Source organism: Bradyrhizobium guangzhouense (assembly GCF_004114955.1).
Classification (GTDB): Bacteria; Pseudomonadota; Alphaproteobacteria; order Rhizobiales; family Xanthobacteraceae; genus Bradyrhizobium; species Bradyrhizobium guangzhouense.
Map to the genome: position 1 here is coordinate 507268 of NZ_CP030054.1, position 23361 is coordinate 530628.

At 59.6% G+C, this 23361-nt stretch carries 23 protein-coding genes and 2 pseudogenes; 23 read left to right on the top strand and 2 right to left on the bottom strand.

Annotated elements, in window-relative coordinates; translation table 11 throughout:
* Nucleotides 1-53 precede the first annotated feature (53 nt).
* The 9 genes from nifE to XH91_RS39190 all read left to right on the top strand — a co-directional run bounded on the left by nifE (nt 54) and on the right by XH91_RS39190 (nt 6365).
* Nucleotides 54-1616, top strand: a complete 1563-nt coding sequence (nifE, locus tag XH91_RS36360; RefSeq protein WP_128929921.1) for a nitrogenase iron-molybdenum cofactor biosynthesis protein NifE — start codon at nt 54-56, stop codon at nt 1614-1616.
* An 11-nt stretch (nt 1617-1627) separates the two neighbouring features.
* Nucleotides 1628-3010 carry a nitrogenase iron-molybdenum cofactor biosynthesis protein NifN gene (nifN, locus tag XH91_RS36365; protein ID WP_128929922.1) on the top strand — a complete coding sequence of 461 codons (1383 nt, stop codon included), beginning with the start codon at nt 1628-1630 and terminating at the stop codon, nt 3008-3010.
* Nucleotides 3011-3030: 20 nt separating this feature from the next.
* Nucleotides 3031-3441, top strand: coding sequence for a nitrogen fixation protein NifX (gene nifX, locus XH91_RS36370; RefSeq protein WP_128929923.1), 411 nt, complete (start codon nt 3031-3033; stop codon nt 3439-3441).
* A 100-nt stretch (nt 3442-3541) separates the two neighbouring features.
* Nucleotides 3542-3691, top strand: coding sequence for a DUF269 domain-containing protein (locus XH91_RS36375; RefSeq protein WP_232995640.1), 150 nt, complete (start codon nt 3542-3544; stop codon nt 3689-3691).
* An 11-nt stretch (nt 3692-3702) separates the two neighbouring features.
* Nucleotides 3703-3936, top strand: a complete 234-nt coding sequence (locus XH91_RS36380; protein WP_128930194.1) for a CCE_0567 family metalloprotein — start codon at nt 3703-3705, stop codon at nt 3934-3936.
* A complete protein-coding gene (gene fdxB / locus XH91_RS36385) occupies nt 3842-4174 on the top strand; it encodes a ferredoxin III, nif-specific (RefSeq protein ID WP_128929924.1) in 333 nt (110 codons plus the stop codon). Before XH91_RS36380 ends, fdxB begins: the two co-directional genes overlap by 95 nt.
* A gap of 846 nt (nt 4175-5020) precedes the next feature.
* Nucleotides 5021-5323: a HesB/IscA family protein gene (locus XH91_RS36390; RefSeq protein ID WP_128929925.1), complete on the top strand. Its 303-nt coding sequence runs from the start codon at nt 5021-5023 to the stop codon at nt 5321-5323.
* Between the two features lie 113 nt (nt 5324-5436).
* Nucleotides 5437-5652, top strand: a complete 216-nt coding sequence (gene nifT / locus XH91_RS36395; protein ID WP_128929926.1) for a putative nitrogen fixation protein NifT — start codon at nt 5437-5439, stop codon at nt 5650-5652.
* A 515-nt stretch (nt 5653-6167) separates the two neighbouring features.
* Entirely contained in the window at nt 6168-6365 is a 198-nt protein-coding gene (locus tag XH91_RS39190) for a hypothetical protein (RefSeq protein ID WP_164934261.1), read from the top strand.
* 122 nt (nt 6366-6487) lie between these two features.
* Here XH91_RS39190 and XH91_RS36405 read toward each other — a convergent pair.
* A pseudogene (locus XH91_RS36405) lies at nt 6488-7183 on the bottom strand (transposase); the annotation flags it as partial.
* Between the two features lie 554 nt (nt 7184-7737).
* Here XH91_RS36405 and nifB point away from each other — a divergent pair.
* The 13 genes and pseudogenes from nifB to panC all read left to right on the top strand — a co-directional run bounded on the left by nifB (nt 7738) and on the right by panC (nt 21144).
* Nucleotides 7738-9294, top strand: a complete 1557-nt coding sequence (gene nifB / locus XH91_RS36410) for a nitrogenase cofactor biosynthesis protein NifB (protein ID WP_128929927.1) — start codon at nt 7738-7740, stop codon at nt 9292-9294.
* Nucleotides 9295-9304: 10 nt separating this feature from the next.
* The gene (locus tag XH91_RS36415) at nt 9305-9544 is read left to right on the top strand and encodes a 4Fe-4S binding protein (RefSeq protein ID WP_128929928.1); all 240 of its coding nucleotides are present in this window, start codon (nt 9305-9307) and stop codon (nt 9542-9544) included.
* A gap of 943 nt (nt 9545-10487) precedes the next feature.
* Entirely contained in the window at nt 10488-10802 is a 315-nt protein-coding gene (locus tag XH91_RS36420) for a nitrogen fixation protein NifZ (RefSeq protein ID WP_128929929.1), read from the top strand.
* Nucleotides 10803-12206: 1404 nt separating this feature from the next.
* A complete protein-coding gene (nifH, locus tag XH91_RS36425; RefSeq protein ID WP_128929930.1) occupies nt 12207-13091 on the top strand; it encodes a nitrogenase iron protein in 885 nt (294 codons plus the stop codon).
* 95 nt (nt 13092-13186) lie between these two features.
* Nucleotides 13187-13837, top strand: coding sequence for a nitrogen fixation protein NifQ (locus XH91_RS36430; RefSeq protein WP_128929931.1), 651 nt, complete (start codon nt 13187-13189; stop codon nt 13835-13837).
* A 485-nt stretch (nt 13838-14322) separates the two neighbouring features.
* Nucleotides 14323-14634: pseudogene (nifW, locus tag XH91_RS36435) on the top strand (nitrogenase stabilizing/protective protein NifW); the annotation flags it as partial.
* Between the two features lie 180 nt (nt 14635-14814).
* Nucleotides 14815-15657, top strand: a complete 843-nt coding sequence (locus XH91_RS36440) for an electron transfer flavoprotein subunit beta/FixA family protein (RefSeq protein ID WP_128955188.1) — start codon at nt 14815-14817, stop codon at nt 15655-15657.
* Between the two features lie 18 nt (nt 15658-15675).
* Entirely contained in the window at nt 15676-16782 is a 1107-nt protein-coding gene (locus XH91_RS36445; RefSeq protein ID WP_128929933.1) for an electron transfer flavoprotein subunit alpha/FixB family protein, read from the top strand.
* Nucleotides 16757-18106 carry an FAD-dependent oxidoreductase gene (locus tag XH91_RS36450; protein WP_283810024.1) on the top strand — a complete coding sequence of 450 codons (1350 nt, stop codon included), beginning with the start codon at nt 16757-16759 and terminating at the stop codon, nt 18104-18106. Before XH91_RS36445 ends, XH91_RS36450 begins: the two co-directional genes overlap by 26 nt.
* Nucleotides 18107-18137: 31 nt before the next feature.
* On the top strand, nt 18138-18434 hold the full coding sequence (locus XH91_RS36455) for a ferredoxin family protein (protein ID WP_128929935.1): 297 nt from the start codon (nt 18138-18140) through the stop codon (nt 18432-18434).
* Between the two features lie 200 nt (nt 18435-18634).
* Nucleotides 18635-18868 (top strand): hypothetical protein, encoded by a 234-nt coding sequence (locus tag XH91_RS36460; protein WP_128929936.1) that lies wholly within the window; start codon nt 18635-18637, stop codon nt 18866-18868.
* A 529-nt stretch (nt 18869-19397) separates the two neighbouring features.
* Nucleotides 19398-20276 carry a 3-methyl-2-oxobutanoate hydroxymethyltransferase gene (panB, locus tag XH91_RS36465; protein ID WP_128929937.1) on the top strand — a complete coding sequence of 293 codons (879 nt, stop codon included), beginning with the start codon at nt 19398-19400 and terminating at the stop codon, nt 20274-20276.
* A 4-nt stretch (nt 20277-20280) separates the two neighbouring features.
* Nucleotides 20281-21144 carry a pantoate--beta-alanine ligase gene (gene panC, locus XH91_RS36470; RefSeq protein WP_164934262.1) on the top strand — a complete coding sequence of 288 codons (864 nt, stop codon included), beginning with the start codon at nt 20281-20283 and terminating at the stop codon, nt 21142-21144.
* Nucleotides 21145-21216: 72 nt separating this feature from the next.
* Here panC and XH91_RS39195 read toward each other — a convergent pair whose 3' ends face one another.
* Nucleotides 21217-21369, bottom strand: a complete 153-nt coding sequence (locus tag XH91_RS39195; protein ID WP_164934263.1) for a hypothetical protein — start codon at nt 21367-21369, stop codon at nt 21217-21219.
* 1498 nt (nt 21370-22867) lie between these two features.
* Between XH91_RS39195 and XH91_RS36480 the strand changes: the two genes are divergently transcribed.
* Complete coding sequence (locus XH91_RS36480) at nt 22868-23035, top strand: DUF2934 domain-containing protein (protein WP_128929940.1); 168 nt, start codon at nt 22868-22870, stop codon at nt 23033-23035.
* Nucleotides 23036-23361: the final 326 nt, after the last annotated feature.

Below are 23361 nucleotides of genomic sequence, written 5' to 3' on the forward strand. Positions count from 1 at the left end.
CCACGTCGCGGCACAAGGCTCGCGCGGCGGGTCGAAGAAAATAGGAGATACGTATGAGCGTCGACACGTCCGCCATCGAGGACGTCTTCAACGAGCCGGGTTGTGGCAGAAACGACAACAAGACGGCGGCCGAACGTACTATGGGGTGCACTAGGCAGTTGAAGCCAGGAGAGGCGGGCGGCGGATGCGCATTCGACGGCGCCAAAATCGCGCTACAGCCGTTCACCGACGTTGCGCATCTGGTCCACGGCCCAATCGCCTGCGAGGGCAATTCCTGGGACAACCGAGGCAGCGCCTCCTCAGGCTCCGATCTCTGGCGCCGAAGCTTCACGACCGACATGAACGAAACCGATGTAATCTTTGGCGGCGAAAAGCGCCTTTATCAAGCGATCGGGGAGGTGATCGGCAAGTTCGATCCGCCGGCTGTCTTTGTTTACCAAACCTGCGTGCCAGCCGCGATTGGCGACGACATCAAGGCCGTGTGCAAGGCTGCCGTGGCCAAGTTCGGTAAGCCTATCATTCCTGTAAATTCGCCGGGGTTCGTCGGGTCCAAGAACCTCGGAAACAAGCTTGCCGGCGAGGCGCTGCTTGAGCATGTGATCGGCACTGAGGAACCGGACTATACCACTCCCTACGACATCAATATCATCGGCGAATACAACTTGTCCGGCGAGTTCTGGCAGATCAAACCGCTGCTCGATGAACTTGGCATCCGCATCCTTTCTTGTATCTCCGGCGATGGGAAATATCACGAGCTGGCCTGTTCGCATCGCGCAAAGGCTGCGATGCTAGTGTGTTCCAAGGCGATGATAAACGTCGCCCGTAAGATGGAGGAACGCTACGGCATTCCCTACTTCGAGGGCTCGTTCTACGGCGTGCAGGATTCCAGCAACTCCTTGCGGACGATCGCGCGCATGCTGATCGAGCGCGGCGCGCCGCTGGAGCTTGGAGGGCGTACCGAGGCTGTCATCATGCGTGAGGAAGCAAGGGTACGCGCGGCGATCGAGCGCTTCAAACCACGATTCAAGGGTAAGAAGGTTCTGTTGATCACCGGCGGTGTTAAGTCGTGGTCGGTGGTCGCGGCGCTGCAGGAGGCCGGTCTAGAGATCGCCGGCACCTCCGTGAAGAAGTCCACCAAAGAGGACAAAGACCGCATCAAGGAGCTGATGGGCCGGCACGCCCTTATGATCGAGGAAGCGGCGCCGCGCGACATCTACAAAATGTTGATGAACTCCCGGGCTGATATGATGCTCTCCGGCGGCAAGTCGCAGTTCGTCGCGCTGAAGGCGATGATACCTTGGCTTGACATCAACCAGGAGCGTTCTCAGGCGTACATGGGGTATATTGGCATGGTCAAGCTGATGGAGGAGATTGATAAGGCGCTCTACAATCCAATATGGACCCAACTACGCCGTCCCGCGCCTTGGGACGAAGCGGAGGTCAATCGGCAGACCAACATCCCGCACACGGATTCGCACGCCGCAGAGAATTCCACCGCCGTGCGAGGTCATTCCAGCGCCGCCGGATTCAAGGAACGCGCCAATGCCTCGGGCAGGTGGGTCGTTGGGCACATTTCCGCTGCGCAGGCAACATGCGCCGTCCAGGCGTCGGAATAGGGCGTCTGCCAATGGCCATCGTCTCCACCTCCGAGAAATCCTGCACGGTCAATCCGCTCAAGATGAGCCAGCCGATCGGCGGCTCTTTCGCCTTTATGGGCCTTCGCGGCGCGATGCCGCTGCTACACGGCTCCCAGGGCTGCACCTCGTTCGGCCTGACCCTGTTCGTGCGGCACTTCAGGGAGGCAGTGCCGATGCAGACCACCGCAATGAGTGAAGTCGAGGCCGTGTTCGGCGGTCAGGAAAATGTCGAACAGGCGATACTTAACATCTACAATGGTGCGAAACCGGAAATCATCGGGATCAATTCGACCGGCCTGACCGAGATAAAGGGAGAGGACGTCGAACGATTCATTTACCTGATTCAGCAAAAGCACCCACAGCTCGAAAGGCTTCCGCTGGTTTACGTCTCGACCCCGGATTTCAAGGGCGCGTTCCAGGACGGCTGGGACAAGACGGTCGCACGAATGGTGGAAGTCCTGGTCCATCCCGTCGAGACGGGTCGGGCGCGGGATCCCGCTCGCATCAATGTTCTGCCGGGCTGCCACCTCACGCCAGGCGATCTCAATGAGCTGCGGACGATCCTGGAGGATTTCGGACTGAAACCATCCTTCCTGCCGGACCTGGCCGGTTCGCTCGACGGTCAAATTCCCGATGAGTTCACGCCCACCACGATCGGCGGCATCGGGGTCGACGAGATTGCGACAATGGGGCAGGCGGCATGGACGATCGCGATCGGCGCGCAGATGCAACGTGCGGCGGAGGCCATGTATGCGAAAACAGGCGTACGATTTCGCTTGTTCGAACGCCTCTGCGGCCTCGTTCCCAACGACGAGTTCATCGCGTTTCTGAGCAAGATCAGTGACCGGCCAGTTCCGCTAAAGTACCGCCGGCAGCGCGGCCAACTCGCGGATGCTATGTTGGATGCGCATTTCTACATCGGGGGCCGTAAGCTGGCGATCGGCGCCGAGCCGGACTTGCTCTTCGATCTCTCCAGCATGCTGTACGACATGGGTGCCAATATCGCAGTCGCCGTGACCACAACAGCCTCCCCCGTGTTGCAGCGTATCAGGACGGAGGAGGTCCTGATCGGAGATCTCGAAGATCTCGAGGAACTTGCCAAGACCCACGGCTGCAATCTCCTCATCACCCATTCGCACGGCCGCCAGGCGGCCTCGCGCCTTAACATCCCGTTTTTTCGCGCTGGCTTCCCGATGTTCGATCGTCTTGGCGCCGGCCACCAGCTCTCAGTCGGCTACCGCGGCACGCGCGATCTCATCTTCGGCCTCGCCAATCTTGTCATTGCCGATCGCGAGGCGAAGCACCAGCCGACGCCCGATACTTGGCGAAGCGTTGACCGCGACTTCAAGACCGTCCCGTCCTACCCGCAATAACCCAATAAGGAGAATAGATCTTGAAAGTCGCTTTTGCCACCCAGGATCTGAAGTGCGTGGATGCGCATTTCGGTTGGGCCAAGAACATCGCTATCTACGACGTCACTCCGGACGCTCACCGCATCCTTCAGGTCATCGAGTTCGGTGACGATCTCACGGAAGATGGCCGCAAGGATAAGCTGACGCGGAAAATCGACGCCATCAAGGACTGCACGATCCTTTATGTCGCTGCGATCGGCGGCTCGGCCGCGGCACGCGTCGTTGCCAACAAAATCCATCCGTTAACGGTGATCAAGCGCGAGGCGATCGAGACCCTCTGCATCAAGCTCGAAGATGCGCTGAAGGGCTCCCCACCACCCTGGTTGCGCAAGGCGCTCGGAGGTACGAGCAAAGCCCCCCTCCATTTTGACGACTGCAGGACGCTTCCATGACAGACGCTGCTTAACCCGCTTTCTCCCGCACTGCGACTCGAGTCGGCCGCGCTCGCAATCGAGAAAGCGACTGGCGTCATGATCTTGACGATACTTAGAGATGCACCTCGAAGAATTTGAGCGCATGGACCTGCTCGGCGGCCGGTTCATCGTCATCAACAAACAACCGCGCGACGTGAACCGCTTAGACTTCGACGATTTCGGCACGCTCGCAGCCACGGTTAATATGTCTGTCGGCCGAGCGGCGTAGGCCAATCGGACCTGCACGATCTATCGACGGCGCTTACGCCGAACTTGGCCTCGATCCTGAGCGTCGCGCAGAAGGCTCATGATGCCTTCACCAAGCTTGATCGCAAGCGCAAACAGAAGAGACAGAAAACAGCGCAAAATGATCGCAATCATGTCCTACGTAACCCGCGACGGACGCGCCTGGATACCGGACTATCTGGTATCAATCGATACCCAGAAGTGCATCGGCTGCGGCCGCTGCTATAAGGTTTGCGGCCGGCAAGTCATGACGCTGAAGGGCATCAACGAGGATGGCGAGGTCATCGGCCTCGATGATGATGATGGTGACTTAGAGAGGAAGGCCATGGTGATGCAAGACGCCGGTGCATGCATCGGCTGCGGCGCCTGTTCGCGGATCTGTCCTGCGAACTGCCAGACTCACACCCGGCCGCTTGAACTCGGGCCGGAGTGGACGAACCCGCAAGTCGATCCGCCGCCGTTTTAGGCAGCGTTCTTGGCCTCCGCAAGCCATCTGTCGGCCCGTGGGCGGCTCGGCGCCGGACATCACTGCGACGAACCCGATCGCACCCGTTCCCCCGCGTAACTTTTCTACTTGGAACTGTGAACACACCGAGCCCGGTGAACCTGACGACGGTCTGCTCTCTCGTGCGACCGTGCTCTGAGCCTCGAGGGCTTGTCCTTGAACAGACCGAACCCGCTAGCCGGCGTTGTGCGCCTGTACCACCATGCTCCGGTGCAAGTTGTTTTGCCGCAACCAGTGGGCAGCTCCTGAGCACGTTGTTCTTAGTGCTATGGAGCTTAGGTTAGCGCGGATGTGCTTAATGCCTAAGGCTCGGCAAACGCATCGCCGACAGCGAACTATTCGTCACCACGCCGATCATCGCTTACGACGCCCTGACCGTGACGCCCTAGCTTTGGGGTACGCCACGGCAGCGTTGAGACAACGAAAAAGAGCCGTTCGTGTCTGGTCCGATCGACCTCCAAGAAGGCGACGCGGGATGGGATGATAGTACACATCTATGGACGAGTCCGCCGACAGCGCCAGAGTTAGCGCCGCCGACCTGTCACAGGCGCGATGGTTTTCGGCCGCCTTAGTCCGCCGGCGTCGACGAACGTTTCCATACATGGGATTCCGGACTGCTGTGTGCGGTACGCCCGGTACAGCTGTGCCATTCCGCTTCTCGTGCGCCACCGAGGCCGGTTGTCGCAGATCCGACACGCGAGGCGGAGCAACGGGCGGTGGCGGCGAAATGCCAGTGATTTCCGTCTTCTGTGTGCTCTGGCACGAGAGTTGCGATCTGTTGAACGATCCATAACAGCGGGACGTGCGATGATTGATTTGACGGAGAGCGCGGTGAATGCGGTGAAGGCAGCGATCTCGATGGCGCCGCAACAAACGAGCGGTTTGCGCATCATAGTCGAAACCGGCGGCTGCGCCGGGTTCAAGTACGTGATGGCCCTCGCCGTGGAAGCCAATCCGGACGATACTGTTATCGAGCGTCACGGCGTCAAGCTGTTCGTCGATCGCAAGAGCCTGACGCACCTCAACGGCACCACCATGGACTTCGTCGTGGGTCTAGATGGCTCCGGTTTCACGTTTGATAACCCCAATGTGAACTCACACAACGACTAACGAAGTAGCGATGTGATGCACGCACTGCCCGAGTCCCTATGGAATCAGAGAGCATCGCATCCGCCGTGCGAAGAGCGCACGAGCAGCGGCTCCCGCAACCAGAAGTTCAGATCATGAAAGTCACGATCCGCCGCTCAACGGAGACCGGTCTGTCGATTTACGTGCCGAAGAAGGATCTCGAGGAGCCAATCGTCGAAGCCGAGCACGAGACGCTGTGGGGCGGGTGGATCAAGATCGCCAATGGCTGGGTGCTCGACCTGCCGCACATGGCCTCCGACACCCAGTTGCCCATCACGATCAGCGCCAGGAAGCGGGGCGGAGAGGGATAGGAGTGATGAATGCGCTCGCCCCATACACGAATTCGCCGGCCCCACCCCGGCGCTGAAGCACATCAGAAGACCTCACCAAGTCCGCCCATGCCCCGTGAGAAGGCACCCCTGCAAGCGCCTTCGCCAAGCCACATTCGTTTTCGCCGCTTAAGTTGCCGCCAATCAGAAGAGGCTAGTAAAATTGCGCAACGGGAAGCCCTCTTCGCCGGGCGCTGCCATTTGACCCCGCCCACCTGGCGTAGCCCGCACCGATCTCGGCGATGATCGCTGGTACGGTTTTTTTTATGGCAAGCCGCGAAAGAAGGATGGACCACAGTCATAAGGCGTGCTGCATCGGCTACGGTCTTCACGTTTTTCGCCTGCAGCAGAAAACGGGCAACTCCTGCGCACCTACCGGGCTGTTGAAGAACTCAGCCGCGTCTACAGCGAACGCAAAGTCGTCGCCAATGTGGATCTAGAAGTGGCTCATCGCCGACACATGACAACTCGGTGCGGGGCGATCCGTGGCGGGTGACTTGGCAGCCATCAAGGAAGCCCTTCAGGGCAGCGAAGGCACATTTGTTGTCGGGCTTGTCCTCGAAGGTGAGATGCGCCTCTTCGACAAGATCGAGAAACTCTCTGTCCCGGTTGTCCATCTTGACAATGTTCGTCAGCGACCGGCCAAGCCCCAGCCGAAGCCGTGCACCTTAGCCTTCAGCCCGGTCCCGCGATAAGATTCGGCAATCGCACCAGCTTGTAGGCGGTGGCAACGAAGATAGAGGCCCATTTGGCGCGCTCACCACCATGAAACCTGTCTCTTGCCCGGCAACCGTATTGATCCCGCCGAATGCCTCCCGACCCGCTTGCAGATGCGCTGGCTTACGGCTAGTGACCGACCCAAACTCAGAGCTACGGCCGCTGGTATTCTGTGAAACATGCGCGTCACGTTCATCGAGCGCGGCTCATTGACGAACTCTTCCGCATCGTGGGCCGGCCATTCAGCACGCGGCTCCATCATGTGCAGCGCTGCGATGCATTCGGCATGCCCGCCAGCATGAGGCAGGCGTCGGCCAGCCGGTCGTGGCGGTTCTGCATCAGCCCGTGTCCACAGTGGCGTCCTCTTGCCTTTGCCCTTCCTGCAGCGCGGTAGCGCCTAGCATCGGGACTGGTGGTCGACGCATGGAGGTCCTTCCAGCGTGTTTTGGCTATGGAAGTCGGGCCGGCGGCTCGCCAGAGTCGTCCTTCGGACTGCCGATTGAGCACCCGGCCGCCGTTTTTCGAGAACATCGAACATCCCGGACCACGTCGTCACCCCCGATTGCGACAAACCAGCGGACAGCGGGCGGGTATTCCAGCCGCTCTTCACAAGCCGTTCCGCGCGGATCAAATAAAACGCCTGCAACAGCGTCGCCCGCAGCAGCTTCACTCTGCGAGATCGCAGCCCGTCCAATCGTCGAATAGAGCGCAGCGCAGTCCCGCTCCAACGCCGACAGCGCCTCGTTCACAATCGTTAGAATCGCGGCGGATGATCACGCCGCACCCGCGTCTCCAGATCAAGCTAGCTATACAGCTCGCCCATTCGATTATCGCCGCGACCCAGGCACCATCTCCGAAGTTTGTCGGAGCCGCCAATGGATCACGGTACCACCATCAGCGGCGAGCGACTTTTTTTCAACGGCCTGCTAGAACGCGACGGACGCCCCTACGCTTGGCGGGCGTCCCCCTTCGGCGCGCGACCAAACGCTGTCTTTAGAGCGAACTCCTCTTTGCGCCCTGGGCTTCAATTCGATTCATTTTAATTTGCGCGCGCGGCCAGGTTCGGGCTGACGCTCTGGCTCATGATAGCCAGATACGATCGGTCGAACCGGGGATGCGCAGACCATTTTCGTAAAAGCGCTCTCTGGTAACGCCAAATTCGTCCATTTTCCAACGTGCGTCGGCTACCCGACATACTCGACTTCTGTAACGACCAATCTTGCAGGCGCAAACCAGCGCATGGACCCAACGCTGGCATAGAGGTTGCTGAAGGCCGTTCTAGAACGACGCATCAGACGCTTGGCAAGATCCGAGCTTCCAATCTATTCGGTCTCCAGGGAGAATGACCAAATGTACGCTTCAGCTCAACACGGCGCTAGCAGGAGCGATATCCTCACCGCTCTCGGCGATACCAAGCAGGTCGGGCGCAAGAGCTGCAGCACCTCAGGTTGTTGCGGTCAAGGAAAGTGCGGATCGCAAAAAGGGCAGGGAGATCTGCCGTCCGGACTCTGGGACAAAGTGAAGACCCATCCATGCTATAGCGAGGAGGCGCATCATCACTACGCGCGCATGCATGTCGCGGTGGCACCCGCTTGCAATATTCAGTGTAACTACTGTAATCGCAAATACGACTGCGCAAACGAGTCGCGCCCTGGCGTGGTCAGCGAGAGGCTGTCGCCCGAACAAGCTGTCAAGAAAGTACTGGCGGTCGCCTCGGCCGTCCCGCAGATGACGGTGCTCGGCATTGCTGGCCCGGGCGATCCGCTGGCGAACCCCAAAAGGACGTTCAAAACCTTCGAGCTAGTCAAGACCGCGGCCCCCGACATAAAGCTGTGCCTGTCCACAAATGGGCTTATGCTGCCGGATTACATCGACGCCATTTCCAATTTCAACGTCGACCATGTCACGATCACCATCAACACGGTCGATCCTGAGATCGGCACTCGGATCTATCCTTGGATCTTCTATAAGCACAAGCGTTACACCGGCCATGAAGCGGCTAAGATTTTGACTGAACGCCAGCTTCAGGGGCTTCAGATGCTCACCGAGCGCGGTGTCCTCACCAAAGTCAACTCTGTAATGATACCGGGGATTAACGACCATCACCTTGCGGAGGTCAACAAGGTAGTGAAATCGCGCGGCGGTTTTTTGCACAACATCATGCCGCTTATCTCCTCACCGGAGCACGGCACTGCTTTCGGCGCCAGCGGTCAGCGTGGCCCGAGCCCTCAGGAGTTGAAAGCCGTTCAAGACTCCTGCGAAGGCGAGATGATTATGATGCGGCACTGCCGTCAGTGCCGCGCTGACGCTGTCGGTCTGCTTGGCGAGAGCCGCACCGCCGAGTTCACCATCGAGAGGATCATGTCAATGGAGCTGAACTACGATATGGACACCCGTAAGGCTTACCGAGCCAAGGTCGAGAAGGAGCGCGCCGCTATGATTGTGGCAGGGCATGACGCGCTTGTCGGACTGGCGGATGTGTCAAGCGACATCAAGGTGCTGGCTGCGGTCGCGACTAAGGGCTCTGGTCTGATCAATGAGCACTTTGGCCACGCTGCGGAGTTCCAGGTTTACGAGCTCTCGAAGGCAGGGGCGAAATTCGTAGGCCACCGCCGCGTCGATGTCTATTGCCAGGGCGGCTACGGCGAGGAGGGCAGCTTGGCTTCGATTATCAGCGCAATCAATGATTGCCACGCAGTGTTCGTGGCTAAGATCGGCGCCTGCCCGAGGGAGGCCCTGATCAAGGCAGGCATCACGCCAGTCGATCAATTCGCCCATGACTTCATCGTCAAGTCGGCGATCGTGTGGTTCACAGCCTATCTGAAGAAAGTCAACAGCGGCGAGATTGCACACGTGCAGCGCATTCAGGCCGGCAGTCGCAACGCCACGGTTATTTCTGCAGCTTGAGGAGACATCAATGCCATTCAAGATCGTTTCTTCGCAATGTACGGGCTGCTCCGCCTGCGAGCTGGAATGTCCGAATGCAGCAATCTTTGAGAGGGATGGCTCTTTCGTAATCGATTCAAAGAAGTGCACTGAGTGCATCGGGCACTTCGACGAGCCGCAATGTGTGGCCGTTTGTCCTGTGGACAGAACCTGCGTCATCGATACCTCGCTACCGCGCTACCAAGCGCCTGCTAGAGGGGAAACAGCATGACCTTCATGGTCATACCGACAACGCGCCAATCGACGTCAAGAATGCCCCGCAGCGACCGCGGCATTGGAGGCAGCTTTCTGCTCGGGCGACTGCTCCCAGCCTGGCAGCCGCCCGAGCGTAACCGCTGAGCCCCGACCGGCGGGCCGGGTCGCCGAGCGGCGGCTCGAGATCCAGGAGCTACTGGAGCTCGACCCCAGCGATACAATCGACGCCAAGGTTTTGCTGAACGTGTTCGAGAGGACAGACACTATGATGAGTTATGGCGGCGTCGAGGCTCTCGACCGGAACGCCAGGTCGACGCAATCGTTGTCTGAATTGGCGGTCCATGGCGCGGGCGCCTACCAGATCAGTCGCGCTTAGGTGTACCATTGCTAGCACCGCACCGCCTTTTCCTCGCCCAGCGCCTCGACGAGGCCCACCCGCCATATTCGCGTATCGTCGCTGCGCAATCGCAGTAGGGCTCTCATTCTGGTCTTGCGTCACCTCTGCTGGGCGATCTCGTCAACAGATCCGCGGGCATCCCCTCAACGCCTGGCCGAGCAATTTGGTGTGCCGTCGCGAAACGCTCCGCATCGCGCGACGAAGATGCGAGTTCGAAAGCCGATCGAGAATGGCAGCCTGCAGCCGATCGTTGCCGGCGAGGCCGGCGAAAACTCAGATGCTAGCATGTACCGGCTAACACCGGAGCTCCCTGGAGGGATAATCAAGACGAGGCCAATGTCCACCCGGTCGTGGCCCAAGGCATTTTACGCATGGCTACCCGGCATGCTTACCTAACGCCACGCTGCAGTGCACTTGACGGCCCGCCATCCGACATCCATTTCAGCGTTACGGCTCGTGCCGTGGCTGGCGAGCTCATGGTGCGGGGCGAAAGCCATGATAGCCTCGTGCAAAACGCGCGCGGCCGCCGGCCACCCCTCCGCTGGAGCGAGGAAATGCGAGTATGAGCGACCACGTGAACGACGACGACTTTATCGAGCTAACGGCCCAGCCGTTTTTCAGCTATGGAGAGAAAGTGCGGGCAACGCGCACCATTCGAAATGATGGGACGTATGCTGGCAAGGAGATCGGCGAGGTTCTCGCTGTGAAGGGCGAGATCGGCTATGTCGTCTCGATTGGCACCTTCCTCCAGCGATTCTACATTTATGGCGTCGATTTCATCGAAAGCGGTCGCCGCGTCGGGATGAAGCGCAAGGAGCTTGATCGCGTTGCGCCGCGCGACGGCATCAGGCACGTCCAGTTACCGGACGAGTGCTGATAGTCGCGCTGGATTGACAATTGTTAGTCGCCGGCACGTAAGGGGCAGTCGATCGGCACCACGACCGCGTCTTTTCCAAGAATCGACCGACGATGTCTAGGCGCGCGCCGACCAACTAGGCGCATTATGTTGCTGACCGACACTATGCAGACCTGTCGATCCAAATCGTTGATTCCGCGGGTGGCGGTCGGTCGCCTCCCAGGCGAGAAAGCGGGCGGTACGCATGCGCTTGCGGCACGAAGGCATCACCGGATGCACATCGAAACATGAGAGGGCACACGAGCGACGCATCTACGTACGATTATTCCAGTGAGAACGTGCTTTTATGGAAGATCGCACACACGGCGGTGCTTCTGCACGGCAGGACAACGGCGGCCGGTGCACACTTCCGGCTCTTCGCTGGCCAATGGCCGGCCTGAGGCCTCGCGATCGACGCTCGCTTCAGCGCTCGTCAGCCAGGGGTAAGACCAGAATATCCCAGAGCATTGGCGTAACTAGGCGCCGCCGCATCCGACCCGGCTCGCTCTATCTCGGCTCTCGGGTTTCCCTGCCGCGGCCAGTCCAGCCATAACGTGACAGGCGTCTTCCTAAGGAAGCCGCACCATCGCTGTGCGGTCCATTGCTCGCGCCAGAAGCTCCTTCTTATCGCGCTTTGGCGAGGCGCCTGCAGTTCAGGTTGCCCGAACGTCTTCAAGCACCTGCATGATTGCAACAGCCGTTAGCGCCAGTATTCATCGCTTATCCGTGGCTTCGTCGCACTTGTCGACGACAGCGAGATGTTCGCGCCGGGAGCGCGCTTCCTGCCTTAGGCGATCGGTTTAACGCTGCGCTCCATCAAGAAGGCGCCGAACAGCAGCCGAGCAGGGTTCAGCCAGCCCACGCCCCTTTCGGGAGAGTCGGCCTCCGCCCGAGGCGAGGCTGTCGCTCTCGATTCCCGCATGCGACAGGCTCTGGGCGGCATAGCTGATCCACTTTCGTCCGTCACAGACATTGGACAATGGCTCCTTAACTGTCGCAATACCGATCTGCACCGACGCGTCTAAACGCTAGCGCCCAACCTGAAGCAACCTTTCCCCCGCCTATGGCGGCGCAGATACGCTGTGATCTTACCATGGCGGCGCTCCTTTGTCTGGATCCTCACACTGGCCTGACTTTCGTAGAGGCGACATCCCTTCCAACTTCGGCTCCGGGCGAACCACTTTGCGAGCGTACTCAGCGCCTTAGTCCGCGCGGAGCCAACGGCACACCAGTTGCACTTCGCATACAGCAACACGGTGGGAGCTGAGAGCTCGGCTGGCGGCTCCAAACTCTCCCTACCGAATCCTCGGGTCGCCGCTTCTGACGGTGGCTCAATGCGACGCGAGACTGCGCGGTGCTTTTGGCACCCGCTTAATGGAGATGAACATGTCGTCACTGAGGCAAATCGCATTTTACGGCAAAGGTGGTATCGGAAAGTCGACTACGTCCCAGAACACGCTCGCAGCGCTTGCTGAGATGGGCCACAGAATCCTTATCGTGGGATGCGATCCTAAGGCGGACTCTACGCGCTTGATCCTGCACGCTAAGGCGCAAGACACCATTCTCAGCCTCGCCGCCAGTGTCGGCAGCGTCGAAGACCTTGAGATCGAGGACGTCATGAAAATCGGATATAAGGACATCCGCTGCGTGGAGTCCGGTGGTCCAGAGCCTGGCGTCGGTTGTGCTGGGCGGGGGGTCATCACCTCCATCAATTTTCTAGAACACAACGGTGCCTATGAGGACATCGACTACGTATCCTACGACGTGCTCGGCGACGTCGTCTGCGGCGGCTTCGCAATGCCGATCCGCGAGAACAAGGCGCAGGAAATCTACATTGTGATGTCCGGCGAGATGATGGCCATGTACGCCGCCAATAACATCTCCAAAGGCATTCTGAAATACGCCCATTCAGGCGGCGTCCGTCTTGGGGGGCTTGTCTGCAACGAGCGTCAGACCGACAAGGAGCTGGAGCTAGCGGACGCGCTGGCGAAGAAGCTGGGAACTCAGCTCATCTACTTCGTGCCGCGAGACAACATCGTGCAGCATGCTGAGCTGCGCCGCATGACGGTGCTGGAGTATGCGCCGGACTCCAAGCAGGCGGATCATTATCGCAACCTTGCATCCAAGATACACAACAACGGCGGGAAGGGCGTTGTTCCGACCCCGATCAGCATGGACGAGCTGGAGGATATGCTGATGGAACACGGGATCATGAAGGCGGTAGACGAGAGCCAGATCGGCAAAACCGCGGCCCAGCCCGCGACGCCATAAGGATCCTGCCGGTCTCCTCGTCTCATGGGGCCGGCTATCCAGCGGTCTTTCCAATAGCGGCGGGGCATTTCTTGGCTGAGGTGCAAGCGAGTAACATGGAAGTGTCGAACTCTCGATCGGCTGAGCCGAGCGCCGTTGTGCAACAGGTCGGAATCGCGCTCTATCGACTGCTCACGGGCAGCAACCCAGCGGAAGCCGAAATCAGCGCCGACGATGATTTCGATCGTCATGCACTGGCCTCAATCCTGGTCGCTGCCGCGTTGGATGGCGGCTCGATCGTAGAACGCGTTGGAATTCCAGAGCATGCCCTGAGAAAACTGCTCGCCGGCTTTTTCCCGGCGGCCGCGGCCCGCGCCTTCACATGGATACCAAACTCATCCTCCGACGTCCATGACGAAACCGCTGTCCTGCGCGAGCTCCTGCTCGCGCAGCGTTCGACTGCCGGCGACGTCGGCCATTGGCTCGCGGCAATGGTAGCGCGACGTGCAATGGAGCCTCACCACCTCTGGCAGGATCTCGGGCTGCGCGGGCGTACGGAGCTGTCCCGTCTCCTGACGCGCCATTTCGCGCCACTGGCCCGCCGGAACACCGGGAATATGCGTTGGAAGCGCTTCTTCTATCGCGTGCTCTGCGAACGCGATAGTTTAGGTATGTGCAGGGCGCCAGTCTGCACCCAATGCGCCGATTTTGGTCGTTGCTTTGGCGAAGAGAGCGGTGAGAGCCGCCTGGTCGAACGCAAGCTGTAGCTGAGGTGGCACGTGCATTGCTCACTTCGATGATTGGAATGAATATGGAAAGACCCAGATGACGGCACCCCGCCCGACACCATCAGACCTTGATCAGTCCCGATCTCTCGTCGACCAACAACATCATCTCGACCGATGGCACACCAAGCGCCAACCTCCAGAAAGCAAGACGGTGCCGATCGCATCAGCGCTAATTTCCGCAAGCATCAACAACGCCACAGCTTCATGGGGAAGTGACGGCCTTGCGCGAACACCGGTCCGTCGTGCCAGCCAACTCGTCCGACGACGGTCGGCTCCGGACTACCAGCATCGGCCACTGTTGCCGACGCCCGGAGTGAGCGCGCCGATGCGGACTCGCGGCGTGCAGATCGCCACCAATTAGATCGCACCGGGCCGGACGTTGAGGCGCAACGCTCGCTCGGCATATCAGCGCACCCGCGAAGCAGACCCGGCCGGTAGAGACCGCAGAGTATGAAGGAACTTGAATGTCTGATGGAATTATCGCGCGCCTCAGCAAAGCCGCTTCTGCCGAAGAGTTCTTCGCTCTGTTAGGCGTCGACTACGATCCTAAAGTGGTCAACGTTGCGCGGCTGCACATTCTCAGGCGCATGGGCGAATATCTTGCTAAGGAGAGCCTTAGCGATCTGGCGGACGACAGCGTTGCTAAACGGTGCAAACTCGTGCTTGAGCGCGCATATTCAGATTTCGTCACGTCACCGCCGATTGAACAGCGCGTGTTCAAGGTCTTAAAGGACGCCGCGCCCGACACCAAGCCTGTACCCGTACTAGTGCAGATTGGTAACGAAATTGAACTGCCCTCTGTCGGACTGGCTACGCCTAGTCGCAGCGGCGTACTGCCCTCCGGGCGCCTAGCGGTTACACCCGAAACCTCCGCCGACTGAAACGTTCTCGTTCTCGTTGGTGTGATTGCCATTCCACTCTGAACTGTTTTGGGGAGATTAGTCTTGGAGAAGATCATGCACTTGCTCGTTTGCATCAAGCAGGTTCCAGACTCCGGACAGATCCGCGTGCATCCCGTGACAAATACCATCATGCGTCAGGGCGTGCCGACCATCATCAACCCGTACGATCTCTTTGCATTGGAAGCTGCCCTTGAGCTACGCGATCAGTTCGGCGGCGAAGTCACGGTGTTGACTATGGGCCCCCCTTCTGCCGAGGACAGTCTTCGCAAGGCGCTCACCTTCGGCGCGGATCGTGCGGTGCTCCTGACCGATCGCTTTTTCGCGGGCGCGGACACCCTAGCCACAACCTACGCTTTGGCGACAGCGATCCGTAGGATCTCGAGCGAGTTCGGCGCCCCTGACATTGTCTTCACAGGAAAGCAGACCATCGATGGAGACACCGCACAGGTCGGCCCTGGCATCGCAAAACGGCTTGGCCTGTTTCAGCTCACCTATGTTGGCAAGATCAGCGCACTGGACTTGCATGCCCGCACCATCGACGTCGAGCGACGCTCTGAGGGTGGCGTCCAGTTGCTTCGGACACGGCTCCCCTGCCTGGTCACGATGCTCGAAGCGACGAACCAGATCCGCCGCGGTGCGATGGCTGATGCGCTGCGCGCTGCCCGCGCGACGATCCTGAAATGGAGCGCGCAACAGGCGGGGGTTGATGACATTTCACAATGCGGCTTGCGGGGCTCGCCCACCGTCGTCAAGCGCGTTTTCGCACCAGCCGCCCGCAACGAGAAGGCCACGATGATAGAGCCTGACGAGCAGCCCGCGGAGGCATTGATCAACGCTATTTTCAGGTGCCGGCCGGCCCTCGAGATCGAGCTCGCGGCACTGGCGCGCGGCTATTGAGCTAAAGAAAGGCGCAACATGAATACCGCATCTGAAATCGGCGCTTCCCCTTCGAGTCGCGCCGCGGCTAAGAAGCAGCTGTCTGACCGCTTCAAGACCTACAAACATGTGTGGGTCTTCATCGAGCAAGAACGCGGCCAGGTCCACTCTGTATCCTGGGAGCTAATGGGCGTTGGCCGCAAGCTTGCTGACAAGCTCAAAGTTGATCTCGCCGCAGTGGTGATCGGGCAAGAGGGCGAGGCATCGCAGGCCGCCGCTACCGAGTCGTTCTGCTACGGAGCCGACCTTGTCTATATGGTCGCCGATGATCTGCTCAAGGACTATCGCAACGAATCCTATATCAAGGCGCTCACCAAGCTCGTCAATAGCTACAAGCCCGAGATCTTGCTCCTAGGCGCGACCACTCTAGGCCGCGACCTAGCAGGTTCAGTCGCAACGACATTGCGCACTGGTCTGACTGCCGATTGCACAGAGCTCGACGTCGATGCCGACGGTTCCCTCGCCGCGACGCGTCCGACCTTTGGCGGCTCGCTGCTATGCACGATCTATACGCTGAACTACCGTCCGCAGATGGCTACAGTCCGGCCGCGCGTGATGCCTGTGCCAGAACGCTGCGCGCGCCCGATCGGCCGCATCATCACCCTCCCGCTTGGACTTGTCGAGGACGATATCGTAACGAAGGTGCTGTCGTTCCTACCGGATCGCGATTCCGCACGATCCAATCTCGCTTATGCCGATGTTGTCGTTGCCGGAGGCCTCGGCCTTGGTTCGTCTGAAAACTTCCGGCTCGTGCGCCGGCTCGCCGACGTGCTAGGTGCCGAGTTTGGCTGCTCGCGCCCCCTGGTGCAAAAGGGTTGGGTCACATCCGACCGGCAAATTGGCCAAACCGGCAAAACCATCAGGCCAAAGCTCTACATCGCCGCCGGAATCTCCGGAGCCATTCAGCACCGCGTCGGTGTCGACGGCGCCGACCTTATCGTCGCCATCAACACCGAAAGGAACGCGCCTATCTTCGAGTTCTCGCATTTAGGCATTGTCGAGGACGCGATCCGGTTGCTGCCAATCCTGACCGAGGCGTTTCGCGCCCGGCTGTCGCCGCATTCGCGCGACCGGATCGCAGGATAGGACAAGGAGAGACCTCGTGACCGCGGAAACATTTGACATCATCGTCGTCGGGGCAGGTATGGCCGGCAATGCAGCGGCGCTCACGCTTGCCAAGCACGGCCTGAAGGTTCTTCAGCTCGAGCGTGGCGAATATCCCGGGTCGAAGAACGTGCAGGGTGCGATCCTCTATGCCGATATGCTGGAGGCGCTTGTCGCTAACTTTCGACAAGACGCGCCGCTTGAGCGGCATCTGGTCGAACAGCGCTTCTGGATGATGGATGACCGCTCTCACACCGGCCTGCACTACCGCTCCGACGACTTCAACGAAGAAAGGCCGAACCGCTATACTATCATCCGCGCTCAGTTCGATAGGTGGTTCTCGCAGAAAGTTCGCGAAGCTGGCGCCACGGTGCTATGCGAGACAACGGCAACCGAACTAATGCAAGATGCTAACGGCAAGGTGGTGGGTGTGCGGACTGACCGCGCCGATGGCGAGATCCATGCTGGCGCGGTGGTCCTCGCGGAAGGCGTCAACGGCCTTCTTGGCACGCGGGCCGGCGTACGCAAGCGGCCTACGCCGGACACGGTCGCACTCGCCGTGAAGGAGATGCACTTCCTACCGCGCGAAGTTATCGAGGCCCGCTTCAATCTTAAGGGCGATGAAGGGCTCGTCATTGAGGCTGCGGGCACCATCTCCCGCGGCATGACAGGCATGGGCTTCATCTACACCAATAAGGAATGCATCTCCCTTGGCATCGGATGCCTGGTCGCGCACTTCACAAGCACCGGGGAAACACCGTATGGTCTGCTCGATCGCTTCAAGCGGCATCCTTCGGTCGCTCCGCTGATCGAGGGATCGGAAGTCAAGGAATATGCCGCTCACCTCATTCCCGAGGGTGGCTTCAAGGCCATTCCGCAGCTATATGGCGAGGGCTGGGTCGTCGTAGGCGACGCCGCTCAACTCAACAACGCTATGCATCGCGAGGGCTCAAACCTCGCAATGACATCGGGGCGACTCGCGGCCGAAGCGATCATCCAAGTCAAGTCGCGCGGCGCCCCAATGACAGCGACGAATCTGTCAATTTACAAGACGATGTTGGACCATTCGTTTGTCATTAGGGACCTAAGGAAGTACAAAGACATGCCCGCGCTGATGCACACCTACTCCCGGAACTTTTTTCTGACATATCCGGAGCTCGTCTCGGAATCGATGCAGAATTTCTTGCGGGTCGACGGGACACCAAAGGCCGAAAAGGAAAAGCAATCACTAAACTCCTTCGTCAAGAGCCGTTCGTGGAGCGGCCTGCTCGGTGATGCCGTTCGCCTCGCGCGCGCTTGGCGGTAACGCTTCTCTCACACCCCCATGAGGGCTAACCATGTCGACCGACCGATCCGCGCGCGTCGAGGACAGGCTATTCTACAACCGCTACCTGCTTGATCCTGGGCACCCTCACATCAAGGTGCGGCCACACACGATGCCATCCTCGGAGCTCGTGAGCATGCTGACAACCTGCCCGGCTCACTGCTATGTAGCTAACGACAAGCACCAGATAGAAGTCGCCGTGGACGGCTGCATCGAGTGCGGCACTTGCCGCGTGATCTGCGAGGAGAGAGGTGACATCGAGTGGAGCTATCCGCGAGGTGGTTACGGCGTACTGTTCAAGTTTGGCTAATAATTCGGCTCAACGTAGCTGTGATCTTTCAGGAAGTGCCCATCCGTTCTGAACCGAGAAAGCTGAGTTTCCGAAGCTGCAGTGTTCTGGGAGAGACCGGATGAACACCCACAAGAATGCGCCGTTGATGCCCAAAGGTCGATAGGCGATGCTGCGGAGGAGTAGGCTGCCGCAAGCCGATGGCTGACCTGTGAAACATCTTGCCGAAGACGATTGAAAATAGGTCAAGCGGTTCCGCGCGGAAGGTGTTGCTTGGTTGCGCAATCGCTCCTCCAGACCCTTTCGTCGCCAAGTCCCGCCAGCCACATGTGCAGGCTTCGACGCATTGCGCCGACATCTACACCGGCACGCAGATCGCCGACCAGGTCGAAGTGTCGACGGCCGCCGTCAGCCATCCTCGTCGCTTAGAATTGAACCGGATCGCGAGGAGCTGACTGAGCGGGGAAGGCCGATATGAGCGTGAAAGCCCAGGCGAGATCATTCACATCGACATCATAACGCTGTGGCGTTTTTGGAGGGATCGGAGACGGCATTACCCGGCGCTCCCAGCCCGTCTACATTGACGACCACTCCCGTGTCGCCTTTTCCGAGATCAAGCCATTGGCGCCCAAGGGACGCTGCTGCCTTTCGGACGTCCCTAAGACCCGCGCGGCATTTTTGGTTCGGCGTGCAATAGACGTGTTTCTGTTGCCTAACCTCGTCTGCAATGTCCCCGGCCGCGCGCCGCAAGCCGTCCATCACCGGAACAGTTGCGCCCCTCCACGTGCTCAACGCCGCGGGATTTGGTTACGCGAAGAAGTACTCACACCATGATCGCGCAATCATCAAAACCTCCGGCCTGCTGATGTTGCCATTCAGAGAGACATTTTCTCTTTCTTAAATTGACCATTGACCCATTTCTGTCGTCTCCCCTAAGAAGCGCAGCTGCAACGAATGCGGATTGAACACAACCGGGGATCGCAGATGAGCCACATATCTCAAGCGCCCAGTGCGCGAGTGACGATTCCGCTCCTTCAACAATGGAAGGAGGAACGGCGGCGCATAACGATGACCACCGCCTATGACGCCGTGACAGCGCGGATTGCCGATTCCATCGTCGATATCCTCCTCGTGGGCGACAGCGTCGGCAATGTCTGTCTCGGCTACGACAATACCCTTCCGGTCAGCATGCCGATGATGAACTATCATCTGGAGGCTGTCGCGCGCACAAGACCTCGTGCGCTGCTCGTGGCTGATATGCCGTTTCTCAGCTTCCATGTCAGCCCGCAGGAAACTATCCGCAACGCAGGTGGCTTCCTGCAACGGGGAGCAGATGCCGTCAAGCTGGAAGGGGGCGCCAAGCGCATCGACATGATACGCGCGCTGGTCCAATGCGAAATCCCGGTGATGGGACACCTCGGCCTCACCCCGCAAAGCGTCAACGTCATGGGCGGCTTCAGGGTGCAGGGTCGCACGAGCGAGGCTGCATTGCAACTGCTCGAGGACGCGCACCGGTTAGAGCAAGCGGGATGCTTTGCGCTCGTGCTCGAGGGCATTCCGGCCGAGCTTGCAGCGCGTGTGACCGAGATCCTGAAGATTCCGACCATTGGGATCGGCGCGGGAGCGAAATGTTCGGGCCAGGTACTCGTGTTCCACGACGTGGTCGGATTGACGGAGGGGCACCGGCCGAAATTCGTGCGCCCCTATTCGAACGGATTTCAGGTCTTGCAGGATGCCCTCGCAAGCTGGGCGACCGATGTCCGGGAGGGCACATTTCCGGACGCTCAGGAGTCCTACCGTTTGCCGGAATCCCTGGCGGAGGTCGTCGCAAACTGGACGCCAGGCGAGCGGGACGGAATTTAGCGTCGTGCGCACCATAAAAACCGTCCGCGAGCTGCGCCGCGCCCTCGCTGGTCACAAACCGAATGGTCGCGTCGGATTTGTGCCCACAATGGGATACCTGCACGATGGTCATCTCGCGCTTGTTAAAGCGAGCCGGGCACGCTGCAACACCACGGTCGTCAGCATCTTCGTCAACCCGGCCCAGTTTGGCCCGAAGGAAGATCTCAGCGTGTATCCACGGGACTTCCCCCGAGACGAACGACTGTGCCGCGAGGCTGACGTCGATATTATCTTTGCTCCCGGGGCGGAGGAAGTGTATCGGTCGGGGTTCGACACCTTTGTCGAACCGGGTGCACCGGCACAGCCCCTCTGTGGCCCGTTCAGGCCCGGCCACTTTCGGGGTGTTACGACCGTCGTCTGCAAGCTGTTCAACATGGTGCAGCCTGATCTGGCGTTCTTCGGACAAAAGGACTTTCAGCAATGTGCCGTAGTGCGGCGGATGGTCACCGATCTCAATCTCCCGATCGAAATCGTCACCGTCCCGACGGTTCGCGATCCGGACGGGCTCGCCATGAGCAGCCGGAACCGCTATCTCAGCGCTCCTGAACGCAGCAGCGCCCTTTCCATCAGCCGCGGCCTTTTCGCAGCAAAGGCTGTCTTTCAGGCAGGCGAGCGCGATTCCATCCGGCTGTTGTCACTCGCCAGGCAGACTATAGAGATCGACGAGCTGCAATACCTGGAAATCGTCGATGCCGAAACGCTCACGCCAGCTACAAGCGAGCTGACGCGTCCTGCTGCGATTTGTGTCGCAGGTTATGTTGGCTCAACCCGGCTGATCGACAACATCCTGCTCGATACCACGGAGGCTCGCAGGCTGACCGCGCGGTGATAAGCGAGCACGATCTCCGTCGCGCCAGGAGGCAGGGCGGTGCTCCAGCGCGCGTGCTGATCCCAGCCGCGCTCACTGCGATGATGTTGCAGCTCGTTCGACCTTTTGCACCTTGAGTGCACGACGCTTCATTGTCGCCGTCAGCTTTTTTGCTTTTGCCGGGCGAGGTTTCTTTGGAAAAACGATGCCGGCTTGAGATAGCTCCTTCGGTCCGCGCTTCGTCATCATCATTCTCCGAACATATCTGGTTGATTTCGGGACGGCGCCGCAGCAGCTAACGCCGCACACCTGGCCGCTCGCCAGCTCGCGGCGGTGAAGCTGGATGTCGCGCGCCGCCTGGCGCGCTGAGCAGCAAAAACAAAGCCCTGTTAGCCTCATACCGGGCGGCCAGCCGGCTACGTTTTGAACCTGCCATGACCAGCATCCCTTCATCCGTCGAGAGCGACCAGAACCAGCCGCGGCCACGGCGAGTGAGCAAAATCTCATAATAGGGAAAACGGTCGGACATCGAATCCATTGTTCGTCTGCGCGCGGCGAGTTCCGGACCACCCGCTCGGCCGCGCCTGCCTAGCGGATGGGTTCACATCCAACCGTTGGGGGGCGTGCTGAACAGCTGGATCGGCCTGTTGCAATCCCGCTGCGGTGAAAATCATCAACAAATCCCAGTTCAACGCCGAATTCCGCCAGGACAGCCGGGTCCGTTCTTGCCCCTAGTTGCGCAATGTCGTCCGTGTTCGTTGACACCCGGCCTGGGTGCGTCATCCGGGCTAACAGTTTATATTGTCCTACTTTCAGACGAAAGATCAAATTTGCAACGTGCCTGCTCGTGCCCTTATTTTCCTTCACGTTTTCGGAGTCGCCCGTGTTGGACCCAGCGACGAGTGTCCTTCTCCGCGCCGTGCTTGATGAGGTCTGCCAGGAGATCTCCCGCAGTGAAACTGGCCTTCGTGCCCATGTCGCCTCCAAGTTGATCGAAGCCGCAACCAAGGGTGAGACAACAGCGGAGCGCCTAAGGCAGGTCGCGCTTGAGGCACTTCGCTCGACGCCGACGATGTGGCGCTAGGGAAGGGCGTGGCTGTGACTTTCAAGGTTCGTGTTGAACATCCTGGCCACCGGCAAAGACGGCCTCGCACAGATGCCGGATCTCAAGCAAATATACCAGGTTTAGCTACGGTGGATCCGATTAGGCCAAGCGCTCGAGAAGAATGATCGCATACTTGAGCTAGCCTTTTCTCAGAAGTTGATCGAGCGCATCGATCGAGATAGCGCGTCACCGAACAGAGCCCCGTGCCCTGGAGGCGATGGAAGTAAAGTCGCCTGCTGTCAGCGAGGGCACCAATATCAACAGCGCTTTTCTCGATGCGATTGTAGCTGGCGAGCCGCAGCGCATGACAACAAGCAAGCCGGTGTTCTAGCGACGCCTTTGGCTGCACGCGGATGGAGCCGGTCGCCAAGGCGGCCGGCAGCGGCCCGCACGTCTGCATCTAAACGCATCATACGCTCGTGAAGGTAAGATCGTGCTGAGGGGAAATTTAGCTAGGCCTTCCGGCCTTCTGAGGTTGGAGCGCGCTAATTTTGCTCGGGCGCATCTCATGCCTCGCCCTGGTTATTGGAACATGCTGGCTTCTGGGCGGTTCAATGAAAGGGCCCTTGTGCCCCCACGGTCCTGCCGCATACCCCCAAAGCCCCCCAAAGGCGGGACCGTGCCCCCGCGGAGTCCGCCATGGCATTCCCGACCGAAGAGCAGATCAAAAACAAGGCCCACGAGCTCTGGGAGAAAGCAGGCAGGCCGGAAGGGCGCGAACTCGAATTCTGGCATCAAGCCGAACGCGAGCTGCAGGAGCAGGCAGAGCGCGGCGCTCCGGAAAATGGCTCGCCTGACGCGATTTAGCCGCCGCCGTTTGGCACTCTCTACACGGGATCATGTTGTGCGTGCCCGCAAGACCGCCCGAGCGGAGTGAGCGACGAGCAGACGGGTGGAAACGGTTCGGCCGGGTTATTCGTCAACGTCAACTCTCATCTCGCGTGAGCTCTGCACGTCTGATTGGACGGGCCTCAAACCGCTGGCCATTCAGATCCACGTCCGTCTTCCTCTTCTTCAATGCCGGTCGTTGTCGATGGCGTCGTTCGTTCCGCGCTCGCTCGGCATGTTTTCTGGCTTGGAGCGCGGATCAATCGCTCACGCGCACATTAAAGCGCGATGAGAATGAGATGAAT